This window comes from Pseudomonas lundensis (assembly GCF_001042985.1).
Classification (GTDB): Bacteria; Pseudomonadota; Gammaproteobacteria; order Pseudomonadales; family Pseudomonadaceae; genus Aquipseudomonas; species Aquipseudomonas lundensis.
In genome coordinates this window covers 17,869-34,234 of the sequence record NZ_JYKY01000038.1, presented here as the reverse complement: position 1 = coordinate 34,234, position 16,366 = coordinate 17,869, and the positions used below count along the sequence as shown (strand labels likewise).

Here is a 16,366-nt window from a genome sequence, read left to right as displayed (position 1 = left end):
ACGAGGTCGGAAGGCGTTAAAGCAAAGGGAGCAGCGGGACGGGCCATTTGTACAATCAGTCCATGACGTTGGGTCATCACTTTACCGTCGCCTTGATGGATAGTCGAACTAACCGCTCAGGACACTAAGTGGCACATATTTTCTCTATGTTGGTATCAGTATGCTATCGGGGGCATTGTAAGCTTGCTGCCGCCTGATTAGACTGCGCCAAATCCGTACGCACAGCCCTTTTAAGGACTCATATGATCAAGAAATGCTTGTTCCCAGCAGCCGGCTACGGCACTCGCTTTTTGCCAGCGACCAAAGCCATGCCTAAAGAAATGCTGCCGGTGGTGAACAAGCCACTGATCCAGTACGGCGTTGAAGAAGCACTCGACGCAGGCCTGAACGAAATCTCCATCGTCACAGGTCGTGGCAAGCGCGCCCTTGAAGACCATTTCGACATCAGCTATGAGCTGGAAAACCAGATCAAGGGCACCGATAAAGAGAAATACCTGGTCGGCATCCGTCGCCTGCTGAGCGAATGCTCGTTCTCTTACACCCGTCAAACCGAAATGAAAGGGCTGGGTCACGCTATCCTGACCGGCCGTCCACTGATCGGCGACGAACCCTTTGCCGTGGTCCTGGCGGACGACCTGTGCGTGAACCTGGAAGGCGACGGCGTGTTGACCCAGATGGTCAAGCTGTACAACCAGTACCGCTGCACCATCATTGCCATCCAGGAAGTTGACCCGCAGGAAACCAACAAGTACGGCGTCATCGCCGGTGACCTGATTGGTGATGACCTGTACCGCGTGCGCAACATGGTTGAGAAACCAGCGCCCGAAGATGCACCTTCGAACCTGGCGATTATCGGTCGTTACATCCTCACCCCGGACATCTTTGATCTGATCAAGCAAACCGAGCCAGGCAAAGGTGGCGAAATCCAGATTACCGATGCGCTGATGAAGCAGGCGCAAAACGGCTGCGTGATTGCGTACAAATTCAAAGGCAAGCGTTTCGATTGCGGCGGTGCGGAAGGCTACATTGAAGCCACCAATTTCTGCTTCGAAAACTTCTACAAAACCGGCAAGGCTTACTAAGAAACACGAGCGTGCTGACTGCTTCAAGGGAAAGCCACCTACGGGTGGCTTTCTCGTTTTCCGATTTCAGTCATCCTCGGCGCTGGTCAATCGCGCCGCAGGGATTATGCTGATGGACTGCTCAGGAGATAGTGATGTCCTACGAATTTGATTTGTTTGTGATTGGGGCCGGGTCCGGCGGTGTACGCGCTGCCCGTTTTGCAGCCGGGTTTGGTGCCAAGGTGGCCGTGGCGGAAAGCCGCTATTTGGGCGGCACGTGCGTCAATGTGGGGTGTGTGCCTAAAAAGCTGCTGGTCTACGGCGCCCACTTTGCCGAAGAGTTCGAGCAGGCGTCAGGCTTTGGCTGGACACTGGGTGCTTCCAGCTTCGACTGGTCCACGCTGATTGCCAACAAAGACCGTGAAATCAATCGTCTCAATGGTATCTACCGCAACTTGCTGGTTAACAGTGGTGTTACGTTGCTGGAGGGCCACGCCACCTTGACCGGGCCGAACGAGGTGCTGGTCAATGGTCAGCGGCACACGGCTAAACACATCCTCATCGCCACCGGTGGCTGGCCGCAGATCCCCGAGATCCCGGGGCATGAACACGCCATCAGTTCGAACGAAGCGTTCTTTCTCAAGGCGCTGCCAAAGCGCGTGCTGGTTGTGGGCGGAGGCTACATTGCCGTCGAGTTTGCGGGGATTTTCCAAGGGTTGGGCGCCGAGACGTCTCTGCTGTATCGCGGCGAGATGTTCCTGCGCGGTTTTGACGGCTCCGTGCGCAAACATTTGCACGAAGAGCTCCTCAAGCGCGGCATGGACGTGCAGTTCAACGCCGATATCGCGCGAATCGACAAGCAGCCCGATGGCAGCCTGAAAGCCACGCTAAAAGACGGTCGTGTGCTTGAAGCCGATTGCGTGTTCTATGCGACGGGGCGCCGGCCGATGCTTGACAACCTTGGTCTGGAAACCACGGGCGTCAAACTCGACAAGCGCGGCTTCATTAACGTCAATGACCTGTACCAGACCGATGAACCTTCGATTCTGGCCATTGGCGACGTCATTGGCCGTGTGCAATTGACGCCTGTTGCACTCGCAGAAGGCATGGCCGTGGCGCGCCGTTTGTTCAAGCCTGAGCAATACCGCCCGGTGGATTACAACATGATCCCGACGGCCGTATTCAGCCAGCCCGCTATCGGAACCGTCGGTTTGAGTGAGGAGCAAGCCCTCGAGGATGGGCATCAGGTGCAGATCTTCGAAAGCAGTTTCCGCCCGATGAAACTGACGATGACCGATTGCCAGGAACGCACGTTCATGAAGCTGGTGGTTGATGCCGAAACGGACAAAGTGTTGGGTTGCCATATGGTCGGTCCCGAAGCGGGGGAAATTGTGCAGGGCTTGGCCATTGCCATGAAGGCTGGCGCAACCAAACAGCACTTTGACGAAACCATTGGTGTCCATCCCACGGCGGCCGAAGAGTTTGTCACCATGCGCACGCCCACCAAGCGCTAATCGAATGCGTAGAGAGACTGCTGCGGGCGTCGCGCCATGCTCGCCGCAGTCACTCAACACGATGCGCATCCCGCGCGCCGTACATATCAACCACCGCTGTGTGCATGCACTCATGAACGATCCTTCAGCAACTGAGGCATAACTCAACGCTGACGGATAACCCCCATGAAACCCTTACCCAATCGAGTGCGGCGCCAATTGGCTACAGGCCAATGCTGTCTACCCGGATCTAAGCCCGGACTTTCTGAGTGCCGATGATGCCGCGCGGCATGTTCATCAGCAGATCAGGCATGAGGGGCCAGTGCATCCATACCCGCCGGGTACCGTGTGGTTGCGGTGTACCACATTCATCGGGGGCAGCCGTCACAGTTATGGCCTTCTGCCGAAGAAGAGCAGTTATATCGCAACATGCTCGAACCTCATGAGCGGTGCGCCGCCATTGAGGAACGTCAGTGTGCGCAAACGCACTATTTTTCAGCGCACGAGGGTGCGCTGATCAAGTACGCGCCGAGTGGGTCAGAGCATGAAGGCAGGTTGATGGAGAGGATCACGCCTCGGGCGGATCAGCTGCAGCACCCTCGAAAAATGCCCTACACATGAAATTGCGTGCCAATGCCCTGAAGCCCAGCGAATACATCAGTCAGGTGGCGCGTGCGGGTGCGCTGCAAGTGCTGGAGGGCAGTGCGGCGTGGGGGGAGCCGGGAAGGGTGACGTCGACCTGGAAGGTTGCCGTGCCAACGACCGCCCCTGCCGGCCCCGGGAATTCTTTACCGGCAACACCGGAATAACCGGCCTCTATCCGCTCAGCCCTCATTAAAGGAGCGCTGAGCGTCTTCGGCAGCGCTTCGCCGGGTGATTACTCGTCGGTCGGGGCTGGTGTCACAGGCGTTTCGGCGTCTTTGAGTGCCTTGAGCGTCTCCAGTGCCGCTTCTGCTTTCATGGCGCGCATCGTCAAGGCTGTCACGGCGTGTTGAGTGTCGGCCTGGGCTTTTTTGAGCGCTTCGCCTTCATGGGTCGCCACACGCAGCCGCTCTTGAAGCAGGGTGCGCTCGCCCTCCAGCTGGCTCACCTGATGACTCAATTGCTGGTTGTGTTGTCCCAGCTTTTTCTGCTGTTCGTTGACCTGATGGATTTCCTTGGCCAGTGCACGGTTCTCACTGAGCACGCGTTCGTTATCGCGGTGCAATTGTGTGATTTCATCCTGTCGTACAAGGGCACTTTGCTGTGCCTGGCGCAGTTCCATTTGCACCTGTTGCAACTGGCCTTCATGGCGTCGCTGGTCTTGCTCGCGCTGCTCTTTGGTAGCGCTGCGGTAATGCTCAAGTGCATCGCGCGCATGGAGGTGTTTTTCTTCCAGTGAACGGATCTGCTCATCACGGTCTTTGAGGCGCAATTCAAAATCGCTGCACGCTTGATTGAGGGCCGCATTGCGCGTCTGTTCGGTCTGCAGCATGGAGCGCGTGGACTCCAGGTTGGCGCTTTCCTGATGCAAGGCCGTCGCCTGAATTTCGAGATCCTGTTGTAGCCCGGACAGCGTCTGCTGCGCTTCAGACAATTGGGCCTGCAGCTGTGTTTTCAGCTGTTCGTACTGCGCCTGGGCGCGATCAATCGGTTCTTGTGCTTGCTCTTGCAGCCGATGGGCGAGGCGGGTGACCAGTTCTGCCAGCTCATCCCCCAGCGCTTCATGGGATACGCCACGACGGCTATCGCTGTCATCCAGCTCCTTCAAATACCGGTGAATGGTGGTTTTGGAGCCGGTATTACCCATCTCGATTCGTACGGCATCAATGCTCGGGTGTTCACCACGGGCCAGGATTGCCGCGCGTGCAATTTGCACCACTGCTTTGTTTACGCCGCCGCGAGCCATGGGTCTCTCCTACGATTATGTACTGTGGTATGTATCATGTAATTGCATACTATATTAATTCTATTTTTCTGTCATATTTTATGATTTTTCAGGCGGGATATACTGGTATTATCCCGTACTAGAGGCCGTTTTGTGATGTTTGGGCCTGTTTCCAGTACGCCAACGCGAGAGATACCCCCCATGAGCGATCTGGATCGCTATCTGAACGCGGCCACCCGCGACAACACGCGACGCAGTTACCGCGCCGCCATCGAACACTTCGAAGTGACCTGGGGCGGTTTCCTGCCCGCCACCAGCGACAGCGTGGCGCGCTACTTGGTCGCGCATGCCGGCCAGCACTCGATCAACACCTTGAAATTACGCCTGTCGGCCATCGCTCAGTGGCACAACAGCCAGGGCTTTGCCGACCCGACCAAAGCGCCGGTGGTGCGTAAAGTCTTCAAAGGCATACGCGCACTACACCCGGCGCAGGAAAAACAGGCAGAACCCCTGCAATTGCGGCACCTGGAGACAGTGATTGATTGGCTCGAAAGCGAAGCGCAAACCGCACAGGCCAATGCTGACCAGCCCGGCTGGCTGCGGGCGCGTCGCGACACTGCGCTGATACTGCTGGGGTTTTGGCGGGGCTTTCGCAGTGACGAGCTGTGCCGCTTACAAGTTGAGCACGTGCAAACGGTAGCGGGTTCGGGGATCACCCTGTATCTGCCGCGCAGTAAAGGAGACCGAGACAACCTCGGCAAAACCTTCCAGACCCCGGCATTGCTGCGCCTGTGCCCGGTGCGGGCCTATATCGAGTGGCTCAACGCTTCGGCGTTGGTGCGCGGCCCGGTCTTCAGGGGAATTGATCGCTGGGGCAATCTGGGCGAAGCGGGCTTGCACGCCAACAGTGTGATTCCCTTGTTACGTCAAGCCTTGGAGCGCGCGGGGATTCCCGCCGAGCAGTACACCAGCCATTCATTGCGTCGCGGTTTTGCAACCTGGGCGCATCACAATGGCTGGGACCTTAAGTCCCTGATGAATTACGTCGGCTGGAAGGACGTCAAGTCAGCGATGCGCTATGTTGAACCGACCCCGTTTACCGGGATGAGCATTGCGGCAGAAAAACGTATCGGGCCTTGATCGGGATCAAGATGCGGGTGAGCGGGCTGGCAGAGAGTGGTATTCGGGTTTCTTCTATTAATAGAGCAACCTGATAGCCAAAACCAATCACCAGCATCAGCTTTCCCAATGAGCCAGATACAAAATGTGTTGTTAGGATTCACCCCATCAACTTTTCAACCCTGACGGAGAGTCAACGATGCCTATCATCAATAGCCAAGTAAAACCGTTCAAAGCCACCGCTTACAAAAACGGCAGCTTCGTAGAAGTGTCGGACGCCGACCTGAAAGGCAAATGGTCCGTTGTGTTCTTCTACCCGGCTGACTTCACCTTCGTTTGCCCAACCGAGCTGGAAGACCTGGCTGACAACTACGAAGAGTTCAAGAAACTCGGCGTGGAAATCTACAGCGTGTCTACTGACACCCATTTCGCTCACGCGGCATGGCACAACACCTCGCCAGCCATTGGCAAAATCCAGTACACCATGATCGGCGACCCGACGCTGACCATCTCTCGCAACTTCGACGTACTGATCGAAGAAGCAGGCCTGGCGGATCGCGGCACGTTCGTGATCAACCCTGAAGGTCAGATCAAGATCGTTGAACTGAACGACGGCGGCGTTGGCCGTGATGCTTCCGAACTGCTGCGCAAAATCAAAGCGGCTCAGTACGTGGCTGCCCACCCGGGTGAAGTGTGCCCGGCCAAATGGAAAGCAGGTGAGTCCACCCTCGCACCATCGCTCGACCTGGTCGGCAAGATCTAAGCCTGTGAGCCAGCCAAGGGCGGTGATCCGCACCTGAGTTGTCAGCAGCATCGCCCTCAAAACGCCCGGGCGAGATTCGCTCGGGCGTTTTTTTTACACAGTCTTAAACCGTTAAGGAGATCGCCCGTATGTTGGACGCCAATTTAAAAGCTCAGTTGAAGTCATACCTGGAGCGGGTCACCCAGCCGATCGAGATCGTTGCTTCCCTCGACGACGGTGCGAAATCCCGTGAAATGCATGACTTGTTGAAAGAAATCGCCAGCCTTTCCAGCCAGATCACCTTGCTGGACAACGGCACCGATGCGCGCAAGCCATCGTTCTCGTTGAATCGCCCGGGCGGTGATATCAGCCTGCGTTTTGCAGGCATCCCCATGGGCCACGAATTTACATCGCTGGTGCTGGCATTGCTGCAAGTAGGCGGCCACCCATCGAAAGCCAGTCCCGAAGTGATCGAACAAATCCGTTCATTGAAAGGTGAGTTCAACTTCGAGACGTACTTCTCGCTGTCCTGCCAGAACTGCCCGGACGTGGTTCAGGCGCTGAACCTGATGGCCGTGCTCAACCCTAATATTCGCCACGTGGCGATTGACGGCGCCCTGTTTCAGGACGAGGTCAATGATCGTCAGGTCATGGCGGTTCCCAGCGTCTACCTGAACGGTGTCAACTTTGGTCAGGGCCGCATGGGCCTGGAAGAGATTCTTGGCAAGCTGGACACCGGCGCCATTGAACGTCAGGCCGAGAAAATCAGCGCCAAAGACGCCTTTGATGTGCTGGTGATCGGTGGCGGCCCGGCCGGCGCGGCAGCGGCCATTTATGCCGCCCGTAAGGGCATTCGTACCGGCGTGGCAGCAGAGCGTTTCGGCGGGCAGGTGCTCGACACCATGGCCATCGAAAACTTTATCTCGGTGCAGGAAACCGAAGGGCCGAAACTGGCCACGGCGCTTGAAGAGCACGTCAAGCAATACGACGTGGACATCATGAACCTGCAACGCGCCGATCAATTGATTCCCGGCAAAGCTGGCGAGCTGCACGAAGTGAAATTCGCCAGCGGGGCGTCTTTGAAGGCCAAGACACTGATTCTGGCGACCGGTGCGCGCTGGCGTGAAATGAACGTGCCCGGCGAGCAGGAATACCGCAGCCGTGGCGTCGCCTACTGCCCGCACTGCGACGGGCCGCTGTTCAAGGGCAAGCGCGTGGCCGTCATTGGTGGCGGTAACTCAGGGGTTGAAGCCGCCATCGACCTGGCCGGTATCGTTGCCCACGTCACGTTGCTTGAGTTCGACACCAAGCTGCGTGCTGATGCCGTCTTGCAACGCAAGCTCAACAGCTTGCCGAACGTCACAGTGATAACTAACGCGCAAACCACAGAAGTGACCGGCGACGGGCAGAAAGTGAATGGCCTGCGTTACAAAGATCGTCAATCCGGCGAGATCCACAACGTCGAGCTCGAAGGCATTTTTGTACAGATTGGTTTGCTGCCCAACACGGATTGGCTCAAAGGCACTGTCGAATTGACACCGCGGGGCGAAATCGTGGTGGATGCTCGCGGCGAGACGTCAATTCCAGGTATTTTTGCAGCCGGTGATGTGACCACCGTGCCGTACAAGCAGATCGTGATCGCGGTAGGAGAGGGCGCCAAGGCGTCGCTGAGTGCCTTCGATCATTTGATCCGCACGTCTGCCCCTGATTAAGGGCCGGACAGAAAAAAACCCATGAGCGATCATGGGTTTTTTTTGCGTTGCTTGTTACAGGGGTGTGGGCTGAATGATCTCGACCCAGTAGCCATCAGGGTCTTTGATGAAGGCCAGGGACTTCATGCGGCCGTCGCTCAAACGCTTCTGGAAATCGACATTCAGTGTCTCGAAACGCTCGCAGGCGGCAACGATGTCCGGCACTGAAACGCAGATGTGACCAAACCCGCGCGGGTCGGTATTGCCGTTGTGGTACACAACGCTGTCGTCTGTTTCCGAACCGTGGTTGTGGGTCAGCTCCAGAATGCCGGGGATCGACTTCATCCACACCGTACGCGCGGCGTCATCGGCCGGGATCTGTGCTTTGTCGACCAGCGCCAGGAAGTACAGGCTGAACGCTGCTTCAGGGAAATCACGTTTTTCCACCAAGGAGAAACCCAGAACGCGGGTGTAAAAATCCAGGGATTTCTCGATGTCCTTGACGCGCAACATGGTGTGGTTAAACACAAAATTTTGGGTAGCGCTGTCTGGCGTAGCCGTAACGCCGGGAATGTTGTTCAGTTCTTGCAGGCTCATGAACCCTCCGAAGGTGTTGCTTGGATGATTGGTCGCTACGGTGAGCGTGATGAGGGGAATGATACGGAATGTGACGCCATGCGCCAAACCGGATTCAGGGCCGGGGGGCAGATAGCCGTGATGATTGACAGCGCGCACTCGATAAATTCGAGGCAAAAAGAAGCCCGCCGAAGCGGGTATGGGGCGCTAGTCCTTTAGCAGCCTTCATCCTGAAACCTGCGGTGTGAAAAAATTGTGAATATTGATGCGCCTGCGACTATCGGACCGGTCTGCCGGCTGAACGGTCTGCGCACGATCGGCCCTCGGGCGAATACGCTGTGTAGAGGCAGACGCCGAATAAATCGCCAAAAAAAGCCCTGACGAACAGGGCTTTTGGATGAAGGGTCAGGTTCTCACCCAGCTTTCTACCGTTGATGCGCCGTACTGTTCTTTCCAGGCTTTGAGCCCGCGGTGGTTACCGCCTTTGGTTTCAATCAGTTCACCGGTATGCGGGTTGTGGTAGACCTTTACGACACGGGCTTTGCGCTGTTTAGGGGCCGTCGAAACCTTTGATGTCACCGGGTGAGGATCAAGAATCGCAATGATGTCGCGCAAATTCTTATTGTAGGACTTCATCAATCCTTGAAGTTTTTGCTCGAATTCAATCTCCTTTTTTAAACCGGCATCATTTTTCAAGGCCTCCAACTGCGCCATTTGTTCTTGCAGCGCCTTTTCAGCGGCGCGAAACTCGGCAAGTCTGCTCAAAGTCATTACTCCGATCGTGGGTTCGGTATGTACCTAACCGATGTGTAGAAAGAAAGATGGGCAACATAAGGTAGACAGGGCAGTATTTCATCCGTTCTTTGACAATGACTGCCCAGTAACACAACTATTCGGACGACCTGGATTCGGTCAAAAAAATTGTAGTTGTTAATCTGCAAACTGCCACACACCACACGCAGTTAGTACGAAGGGTTCAATTAAGGCTGATAAACGATCGCCCCTCTAAGTTTTTCGGGCCGGTCGCTCGCGCAAAGACACGATGAACTGGTCCGCCGGTAACGGGCGCGCAAACAGATAACCCTGTAAAAACGCCACACCCCGGGCCGCCAGATACTGGCTTTGTTCTTCGGTTTCAATCCCTTCAGCGACAACGCCCAGGCCCAGTTTTGCGCTGAGCTCAATAATGGCGTCGAGAATATGAATGGACAGCGCATCGGCACCAATCATGGCGACGAAACTTTGATCTATCTTCAGGTAATCGACATTGAATTCGTGCAGGTAGCCCAGACTGGAATGTCCGGTACCAAAATCATCAATGGCAATCATCACCCCTAATTCATGAAGTTGGGCGAATAAGCGGTGCGTCAATTCGCTGGGCACGATTAATTCGCGCTCCGTTAACTCCAGTACCAGTTTGATATGCCCTGGCGCAAACGCTTTAAGGAACGTCCTGCAATCTTCAACCAGTTCCAGATCCTGGCAGTGACGCGCCGTGATATTGAACCCGATATGAAACCCCGGCTCCATGCTAGTGGCATGTGGCGCCAGTAGCTTTGCTGTTTGCTGCATCAAAGATCGCGTCATAGGCACGATAAGCCCGGAGTGTTCGGCAAACGGTATAAACAAATCAGGGCGCACCAAACCTTCTCGTGGGTGTTGCCAGCGCATCAATACTTCCGCGCCCGCCCACTGTCGGTCATCAGCCCGCACGATGGGCTGAAAGAAAGGAATGAATTCTCCGGCCTCCAGCCCACGCTGAAGTTCATGGCTGGGAGACGACGCGCGCTTTTGCAACCAGCGAACGGTGCCCGCCGAGACCACGCCCAAAAAGATCATTAAGGCGATCAATCCGGGGTATTCCATAAACGCAAAACGCCACACCTCGCCGTCGCTGAAACCGGCCACGACGCGGTAAGGGTATTGCGCAGAGGGCAAGCTGACCTGCGCCACCGGATAGTCAGGCACAGGCGTTGTGCGAGCGACCCCATAGCGATCTATCCAGGCGTCGCCCACTTGCAGCAATAACAGGGTTTTATGATTGATCAGCCCCAACACATTGACCAGGTGAAAACCATAAAGGCTGACCAACACGCCTTGATGGTCTTTCTGTTTGCGCAAGATCAACAGCGGTTCATTCGGGGTGACCGGGTTGCCCGACATCAACCACAATCGACCTGCCACGTAATTTTCCGGGTTGACGGTTTCTTTGAAATTGCCAAACAAGGAAGAGCAATACAGCTGGTTGTCCCACACCAGATTGACTGAGCGGACAAAGGGACGACGAGTGACTTGATCGCGCAGGGCCAGTTCGACCTGGGTGCATTCCTGGCCGGATAAGGGCAACACCACGTCGGTGGCCAGTGCCGCGTTATCGAGCATCTGGTCGAATTGCCTGACCGCTTCGGTGACGGTCTGTTTAGCCACCAGCTTGAGTGAGCGGTCAGCCTGCCAGGCGATGATGAACAGGCCCAGCACCACGGGCAGTAAACCACTGAGCACAACCAACGCGTAACGCTCTGTCCATCTGCGGGTCAACTTCAGCGTCAAAGGCATTCAGGTTCCTGCACAGACAAAGGGCTATAAATAGAAAGAAGGTGGGCCGTAATAGGAAAAGGCTAGCATTGGTACGCCACAAATTCACGCGTGGCGGGGACAAACCTGATTACGCCATGTAGAATCCGCTTACGCATACAAGAATAATGACTTCTGCAAGCAGAAGCCCCGCCCGCACGAGATGGGTCGACATGAAGATATTCGGGTTCCAACTGATTCACGGTGATTTCCTTGCGCGCAGTGTACGTGGCATCTCCTGTGCGCCGCCTGACAGCCTCTGCATTCTTAGCAAATAACCCTACGTTAATTCTAAAAATGACCATGATGAGGCGCCAAAATGGCTGATCTATACGAAAACCCAATGGGTCTGATGGGCTTTGAATTCATCGAGTTCGCATCCCCTGTGCCGAATACCCTCGAACCCATTTTTGAAATCATGGGTTTCACCAAAGTCGCTACCCATCGCTCCAAAGCTGTACACCTGTACCGTCAGGGCGACATCAACCTGATCCTCAATAATGAGCCTCACAGCGTAGCCTCCTACTTTGCTGCCGAACACGGCCCGTCCGTGTGCGGCATGGCCTTTCGCGTGCGCAATGCGCAGCAGGCGTATGCCCGTGCCCTTGAGCTGGGCGCACAACCCATTGAAATCCCGACCGGCCCAATGGAGCTGAACCTGCCCGCGATCAAGGGCATCGGCGGTGCGCCGCTGTACCTGATCGACCGCTATGGCGAAGGCAGCTCGATCTATGACATCGACTTCGTGTTCATTGAAGGCGTGGACCGTCATCCAGTGGGGGCGGGCCTGAAAATCATCGATCACCTGACCCACAACGTGTACCGCGGCCGCATGGCGTACTGGGCTAACTTCTACGAAAAACTGTTCAACTTCCGTGAGATTCGTTACTTCGACATCAAGGGTGAGTACACCGGCCTGACTTCCAAGGCCATGACCGCCCCGGACGGCATGATCCGCATCCCGTTGAACGAAGAGTCGTCCAAGGGCGCAGGGCAGATCGAAGAGTTCCTGATGCAGTTCAACGGCGAAGGCATCCAGCACGTGGCATTCCTCAGCGATGACCTGGTCAAGACCTGGGACGCACTGAAGAAAATCGGCATGCGTTTCATGACCGCGCCACCAGACACCTACTACGAAATGCTTGAAGGCCGCTTGCCCAACCATGGCGAGTCGGTAGAGGCCCTGCAATCTCGCGGGATCTTGCTCGACGGCTCGTCCGACAAGGGCGACAAGCGCTTGCTGCTGCAAATCTTCTCCGAAACCCTGATGGGCCCGGTGTTCTTCGAGTTCATCCAGCGCAAGGGCGACGACGGTTTTGGCGAAGGCAACTTCAAAGCCCTGTTCGAATCCATCGAACGCGATCAGGTGCGTCGCGGTGTTTTGACCGCAGACTGATCCTGACACCTAAAAAAACGCCCGCCCGATCATTCGGCCGGGCGTTTTTTTTGAGGCTAAAACAATCCGGCAGCGATGTTGATCGAGAACCCCAGCACAGCGGTATTGAACAAAAACCCCAGCAGCGAATGCCCCAGCACGGCTTTTCGCATCTCGCGGGTGGCAATCGCTACGTCGGCGGTTTGTACCGCCACGCTCAGCGTGAACGAGAAGTAGAGAAAGTCCCAGTAATCGGGGTCCAGCTCCCCCTCAGGAAAGCGCAGGGCAGGCTCCGGCCCCTCGTGGTTATAGAACAGCCGGGCGTAGTGCAGGCTGAAAATAACCCCGATCATCAACCACGACCCGACGATGGTCATGCCGGTAAACGCGTAGTGCATGGCCTGATCGGCGTTGCTGAGTTTGCTGTTGCCGGAAAGCTCAAGGGTGATCGCCGCCAGGCTGGCCAATGCCGCCACACAGACCGTGAACAGCACCATGCTGGCATTTTCGTCTTCGACCTCTGCCGTACGTTTGACATCGCAGGCTTTAGCGCGAATGACCAGCCACAGCGTCAACGCCAGGTACAGCCAGACACCGACATTCCAGCCCAGTAAAAATTGTGTGGTCAGGGTCGCGGCGGGGGCGAAAATCCCGACCGCCACCCCCAGAACAGTGGCAGCGGTCAGGCGAGGGTGAGTGCGTGCAAGGTGCGGCATAAACAGTCCCTGTAACGAGGTATTGCTGAACCTTAGCACGCGCCGTCGACGCTTAATCGGCTCGCGGTGTTCTTCTCACCCGTTTCATGACCACCACAAAGAAGACCGGCACGAAAACCACCGCCAGCGTGGCCACGATCATGCCGCCAATGACGCCCGTACCAATGGCCTGTTGACTGGCGGAGCTCGCACCGGTGGCGATGGCCAGCGGTACGACGCCGAGAATGAAGGCCAGCGAGGTCATCACAATCGGGCGCAGACGCAAGCGCGCCGCCTGTACGGTTGCATCCACCAAATCATGGCCTTCGTCATACAAGGTCTTGGCGAACTCGATGATCAGGATCGCGTTCTTGGCTGACAGGCCAATGATCGTGATCAACCCCACCTTGAAGAACACGTCATTGGGCATCCCCCGCAACGTCACTGCCAGCACCGCGCCCAATACGCCCAGAGGCACAACCAGCAGGACCGCCGTGGGAATCGACCAGCTTTCATACAGGGCTGCCAGGCACAAGAACACCACCAACAAGGACAGCCCCAGCAGGATCGGCGCCTGTGCGCCGGAGATTTTTTCTTCCAGCGACAGACCGGTCCATTCCATGCCCATGCCAGCAGGCAGCTGTGCGACCAGGCGCTGGATCTCGATCATCGCTTCGCCGGTGCTGTGGCCAGGGGCCGCTTCGCCGGAAATGCTGATGGCCGGATAACCGTTGTAGCGCGTCAACTGCGAGGCACCCTGAATCCAGCGGGCTTGGACAAAGGCCGACAACGGCACCATCTTGTCGAGGTTGTTACGCACATTGATCTTGAGCAGGTCTTCAACCTGACTGCGCTGATCGCCCTCGGCCTGCACCACCACGCGCTGCATGCGCCCCTGATTCGGGAAGTCATTGACGTAAGCCGACCCCACTGCCGTGGACAACACGTTCCCGATATCGGCAAAGGAAATGCCCAATGCATTGGCGCGCTTGCGGTCCACCTCCAATTGCACCTGGGGGCTCTCGGCCAGCGCGCTTTCACGCACATTGGTCAGCACAGGGCTTTTCTCGGCCAAGGCCAGCAGTTCAGTGCGCGCTTGCATAAGCACGTCGTATCCGACGCCACCACGGTCTTGCAGACGGAACTCAAAACCGCTCGAGGTGCCCAGCCCGCTGACGGGCGGCGGCAGGATGGCAAATGCCACGGCATCCTTGAGGTCGCTGAACGCGGCATTGGCACGGTCCGCGATTGCTGATGCCGAATCTTTGGTGCCGCGCTCGGACCAATCTTTCATGGTCGTGAATGCCAGTGCGGCGTTCTGGCCGTTACCGGAGAAGCTGAAGCCCAGAATCATCGTGGTGTTGCCCACGCCTGGTTCACGGGCGTTATGCGCCTCGATTTGTTCGGCCACCTTGATCGTGCGCACCTGGCTGGCACCCGGCGGCAACTGGATGTCGGTGATGGTGTAGCCCTGATCCTCGACCGGCAAAAATGAAGAGGGCAGACGCGTAAAGCACACCACCAGGATCACCAGCAGGGCGCCGTACACCAGCAGGTAGCGCCCGCTGCGCTTGATCACGTGCACCACCCAGTGCTCATAACCTTGGGACATCCGCTCAAAGCGCGCGTTGAACCAGCCAAAGAAGCCGCCCTTGGCATGGTGCTCGCCCTTGGCGATGGGTTTGAGCAGGGTTGCGCACAACGCTGGGGTCAGCGACAGCGCCAGGAACGCCGAGAACAGGATCGAGGTGGCCATCGACAGCGAGAACTGCTGGTAAATCACCCCCACAGAGCCCGGCATGAACGCCATCGGGATAAACACCGCCACCAACACCAGGGTGATACCGATGATTGCACCGCTGATCTGGGTCATGGCCTTGCGTGTGGCTTCGCGCGGGGACAGCCCCTCGGTCACCATGATCCGCTCGACGTTTTCCACCACCACAATGGCGTCGTCCACCAGAATCCCGATGGCCAGCACCATGCCGAACATCGTCAGCACGTTGATCGAGAAACCGAGCACCAGCATGGCGGCAAACGTGCCCATCAGGGCGACCGGCACCACCAGTGTCGGGATCAGCGTGTATCGGATGTTCTGCAAAAACAGAAACATCACGGCAAACACCAGCACCATCGCCTCGACCAGGGTGTACATCACCTTGGTAATCGAGACTTTGACGAAGGGCGATGTGTCGTACGGGATGGTGTATTCAACGCCTGCCGGGAAGTAGCGACTCAATTCGTCCATCTTGGCGCGAATCAGGGTGGCAGTGCTCAGGGCATTGGCTTCGGGCGCCAGTTGCACGCTGAAGGCGGTGGCGGTCTTGCCATTGAGGCGAGTGCCGTACTGGTATTCCTGACTGCCGATTTCAACCCGCGCCACGTCGCGCACACGCACGGTATACCCGTCCGGGTTAGCCCGCAGCACGATGTCGCCAAACTCTTCAGGGGTCGAAAGTTGGCCTTTGACCAGCACTGTGGCAGTGATCTCCTGGGTCGGGCGGCCCGGCAAATCACCGATGCTGCCCGCCGAGACCTGCGCGTTCTGATTGGCAATCGCCTGATTGACGTCTGCCGGGGTCAGGTGAAAGCCGATCAGCTTCTGCGGATCGATCCAGATGCGCATGGCCCGTTCGGCGCCATAGAGCTGGGCCTTGCCCACGCCTTCGATCCGCTTGATTTCGTTCATCACGTTGCGGGCAAGGTAATCACTGAACGCGACCTCGTCCAGCGGGCTGTTATGGGCCGTGAGCGTCACCAGCATCAAAAAGCCGGACGACACTTTCTCGACCTGTAGCCCTTGCTGCATCACCGCTTGAGGCAAACGGGACTCAACGGCCTTAAGGCGGTTTTGTACGTCGACCTGCGCCATCTCCGGGTCAATGCCAGGCTTGAACGTGGCGGTGATGGAGGCACTGCCCAGGCTGCTCTGGGATTCGAAATACATCAGGCCATCCGTGCCGTTGAGCTCTTGCTCAATCAGGCTGACCACGCTTTCGTCCAGCGTCTGGGCAGACGCGCCGGGGTACACCGCATAGACCTCAACCTTGGGCGGTGCAACGTTGGGGTATTTCGCGACAGGCAATTGCGGGATGGCCAACGCCCCCGCCAGCAGAATGAACAACGCGACGACCCACGCAAAAATGGGCCGATCGATAAAGAACTGCGGCATG

At 57.0% G+C, this 16,366-nt stretch carries 13 protein-coding genes; 7 read left to right on the top strand and 6 right to left on the bottom strand.

What is annotated here, in order from left to right; all coding sequences use genetic code 11:
• The first annotated feature begins 242 nt into the window (after window positions 1-242).
• From galU to TU74_RS21235, 3 genes are all read left to right on the top strand, one after another.
• Window positions 243-1,082, top strand: coding sequence for a UTP--glucose-1-phosphate uridylyltransferase GalU (gene galU, locus TU74_RS21250; protein ID WP_047274668.1), 840 nt, complete (start codon window positions 243-245; stop codon window positions 1,080-1,082).
• 134 nt (window positions 1,083-1,216) lie between these two features.
• On the top strand, window positions 1,217-2,575 hold the full coding sequence (gorA, locus tag TU74_RS21245) for a glutathione-disulfide reductase (RefSeq protein WP_047274667.1): 1,359 nt from the start codon (window positions 1,217-1,219) through the stop codon (window positions 2,573-2,575).
• 596 nt (window positions 2,576-3,171) lie between these two features.
• Window positions 3,172-3,363, top strand: coding sequence for a hypothetical protein (locus TU74_RS21235; RefSeq protein ID WP_047282416.1), 192 nt, complete (start codon window positions 3,172-3,174; stop codon window positions 3,361-3,363).
• 68 nt (window positions 3,364-3,431) lie between these two features.
• Here the strand turns inward: TU74_RS21235 and TU74_RS21230 are convergent, their stop codons facing one another.
• The gene (locus TU74_RS21230; RefSeq protein WP_047282415.1) at window positions 3,432-4,442 is read right to left on the bottom strand and encodes a DNA-binding protein; all 1,011 of its coding nucleotides are present in this window, start codon (window positions 4,440-4,442) and stop codon (window positions 3,432-3,434) included.
• Between the two features lie 180 nt (window positions 4,443-4,622).
• On the opposite strand from TU74_RS21230, the gene TU74_RS21225 reads away from it, so the two are divergent.
• The 3 genes from TU74_RS21225 (at window position 4,623) to ahpF (ending at window position 7,994) form a co-directional block, all read left to right on the top strand.
• Window positions 4,623-5,561 (top strand): site-specific integrase, encoded by a 939-nt coding sequence (locus TU74_RS21225; protein ID WP_048377597.1) that lies wholly within the window; start codon window positions 4,623-4,625, stop codon window positions 5,559-5,561.
• Window positions 5,562-5,739: 178 nt separating this feature from the next.
• The gene (gene ahpC / locus TU74_RS21220; protein ID WP_048377596.1) at window positions 5,740-6,303 is read left to right on the top strand and encodes an alkyl hydroperoxide reductase subunit C; all 564 of its coding nucleotides are present in this window, start codon (window positions 5,740-5,742) and stop codon (window positions 6,301-6,303) included.
• Between the two features lie 128 nt (window positions 6,304-6,431).
• The gene (ahpF, locus tag TU74_RS21215; RefSeq protein ID WP_047282413.1) at window positions 6,432-7,994 is read left to right on the top strand and encodes an alkyl hydroperoxide reductase subunit F; all 1,563 of its coding nucleotides are present in this window, start codon (window positions 6,432-6,434) and stop codon (window positions 7,992-7,994) included.
• A 54-nt stretch (window positions 7,995-8,048) separates the two neighbouring features.
• Here ahpF and gloA read toward each other — a convergent pair whose 3' ends face one another.
• The 3 genes from gloA to TU74_RS21200 form a co-directional block, all read right to left on the bottom strand.
• Window positions 8,049-8,570 (bottom strand): lactoylglutathione lyase, encoded by a 522-nt coding sequence (gene gloA / locus TU74_RS21210; RefSeq protein WP_047280687.1) that lies wholly within the window; start codon window positions 8,568-8,570, stop codon window positions 8,049-8,051.
• 384 nt (window positions 8,571-8,954) lie between these two features.
• Complete coding sequence (locus TU74_RS21205) at window positions 8,955-9,314, bottom strand: histone-like nucleoid-structuring protein, MvaT/MvaU family (RefSeq protein WP_047274751.1); 360 nt, start codon at window positions 9,312-9,314, stop codon at window positions 8,955-8,957.
• Between the two features lie 240 nt (window positions 9,315-9,554).
• The gene (locus TU74_RS21200) at window positions 9,555-11,105 is read right to left on the bottom strand and encodes an EAL domain-containing protein (RefSeq protein ID WP_048377595.1); all 1,551 of its coding nucleotides are present in this window, start codon (window positions 11,103-11,105) and stop codon (window positions 9,555-9,557) included.
• Window positions 11,106-11,442: 337 nt separating this feature from the next.
• On the opposite strand from TU74_RS21200, the gene hppD reads away from it, so the two are divergent.
• Complete coding sequence (hppD, locus tag TU74_RS21195; protein ID WP_047274661.1) at window positions 11,443-12,519, top strand: 4-hydroxyphenylpyruvate dioxygenase; 1,077 nt, start codon at window positions 11,443-11,445, stop codon at window positions 12,517-12,519.
• Window positions 12,520-12,575: 56 nt separating this feature from the next.
• On the opposite strand, the gene TU74_RS21190 is transcribed toward hppD, so the two are convergent.
• The gene (locus tag TU74_RS21190; RefSeq protein WP_048377594.1) at window positions 12,576-13,214 is read right to left on the bottom strand and encodes a DUF1345 domain-containing protein; all 639 of its coding nucleotides are present in this window, start codon (window positions 13,212-13,214) and stop codon (window positions 12,576-12,578) included.
• A gap of 52 nt (window positions 13,215-13,266) precedes the next feature.
• Complete coding sequence (locus TU74_RS21185) at window positions 13,267-16,365, bottom strand: efflux RND transporter permease subunit (RefSeq protein ID WP_048377593.1); 3,099 nt, start codon at window positions 16,363-16,365, stop codon at window positions 13,267-13,269.
• Between the last annotated feature and the right edge of the window lies 1 nt (window position 16,366).

What these genes read in the sequence shown, in the direction of transcription:
- galU (WP_047274668.1), top strand. Translation starts at nt 243, where the DNA reads ATGATCAAGAAATGCTTGTTCCCAGCAGCCGGCTACGGCACTCGCTTT.
- gorA (WP_047274667.1), top strand. Translation starts at nt 1,217, where the DNA reads ATGTCCTACGAATTTGATTTGTTTGTGATTGGGGCCGGGTCCGGCGGT.
- TU74_RS21235 (WP_047282416.1), top strand. Translation starts at nt 3,172, where the DNA reads ATGAAATTGCGTGCCAATGCCCTGAAGCCCAGCGAATACATCAGTCAG.
- TU74_RS21230 (WP_047282415.1), bottom strand. Translation starts at nt 4,442, where the DNA reads ATGGCTCGCGGCGGCGTAAACAAAGCAGTGGTGCAAATTGCACGCGCG.
- TU74_RS21225 (WP_048377597.1), top strand. Translation starts at nt 4,623, where the DNA reads ATGAGCGATCTGGATCGCTATCTGAACGCGGCCACCCGCGACAACACG.
- ahpC (WP_048377596.1), top strand. Translation starts at nt 5,740, where the DNA reads ATGCCTATCATCAATAGCCAAGTAAAACCGTTCAAAGCCACCGCTTAC.
- ahpF (WP_047282413.1), top strand. Translation starts at nt 6,432, where the DNA reads ATGTTGGACGCCAATTTAAAAGCTCAGTTGAAGTCATACCTGGAGCGG.
- gloA (WP_047280687.1), bottom strand. Translation starts at nt 8,570, where the DNA reads ATGAGCCTGCAAGAACTGAACAACATTCCCGGCGTTACGGCTACGCCA.
- TU74_RS21200 (WP_048377595.1), bottom strand. Translation starts at nt 11,105, where the DNA reads ATGCCTTTGACGCTGAAGTTGACCCGCAGATGGACAGAGCGTTACGCG.
- hppD (WP_047274661.1), top strand. Translation starts at nt 11,443, where the DNA reads ATGGCTGATCTATACGAAAACCCAATGGGTCTGATGGGCTTTGAATTC.
- TU74_RS21190 (WP_048377594.1), bottom strand. Translation starts at nt 13,214, where the DNA reads ATGCCGCACCTTGCACGCACTCACCCTCGCCTGACCGCTGCCACTGTT.
- TU74_RS21185 (WP_048377593.1), bottom strand. Translation starts at nt 16,365, where the DNA reads ATGCCGCAGTTCTTTATCGATCGGCCCATTTTTGCGTGGGTCGTCGCG.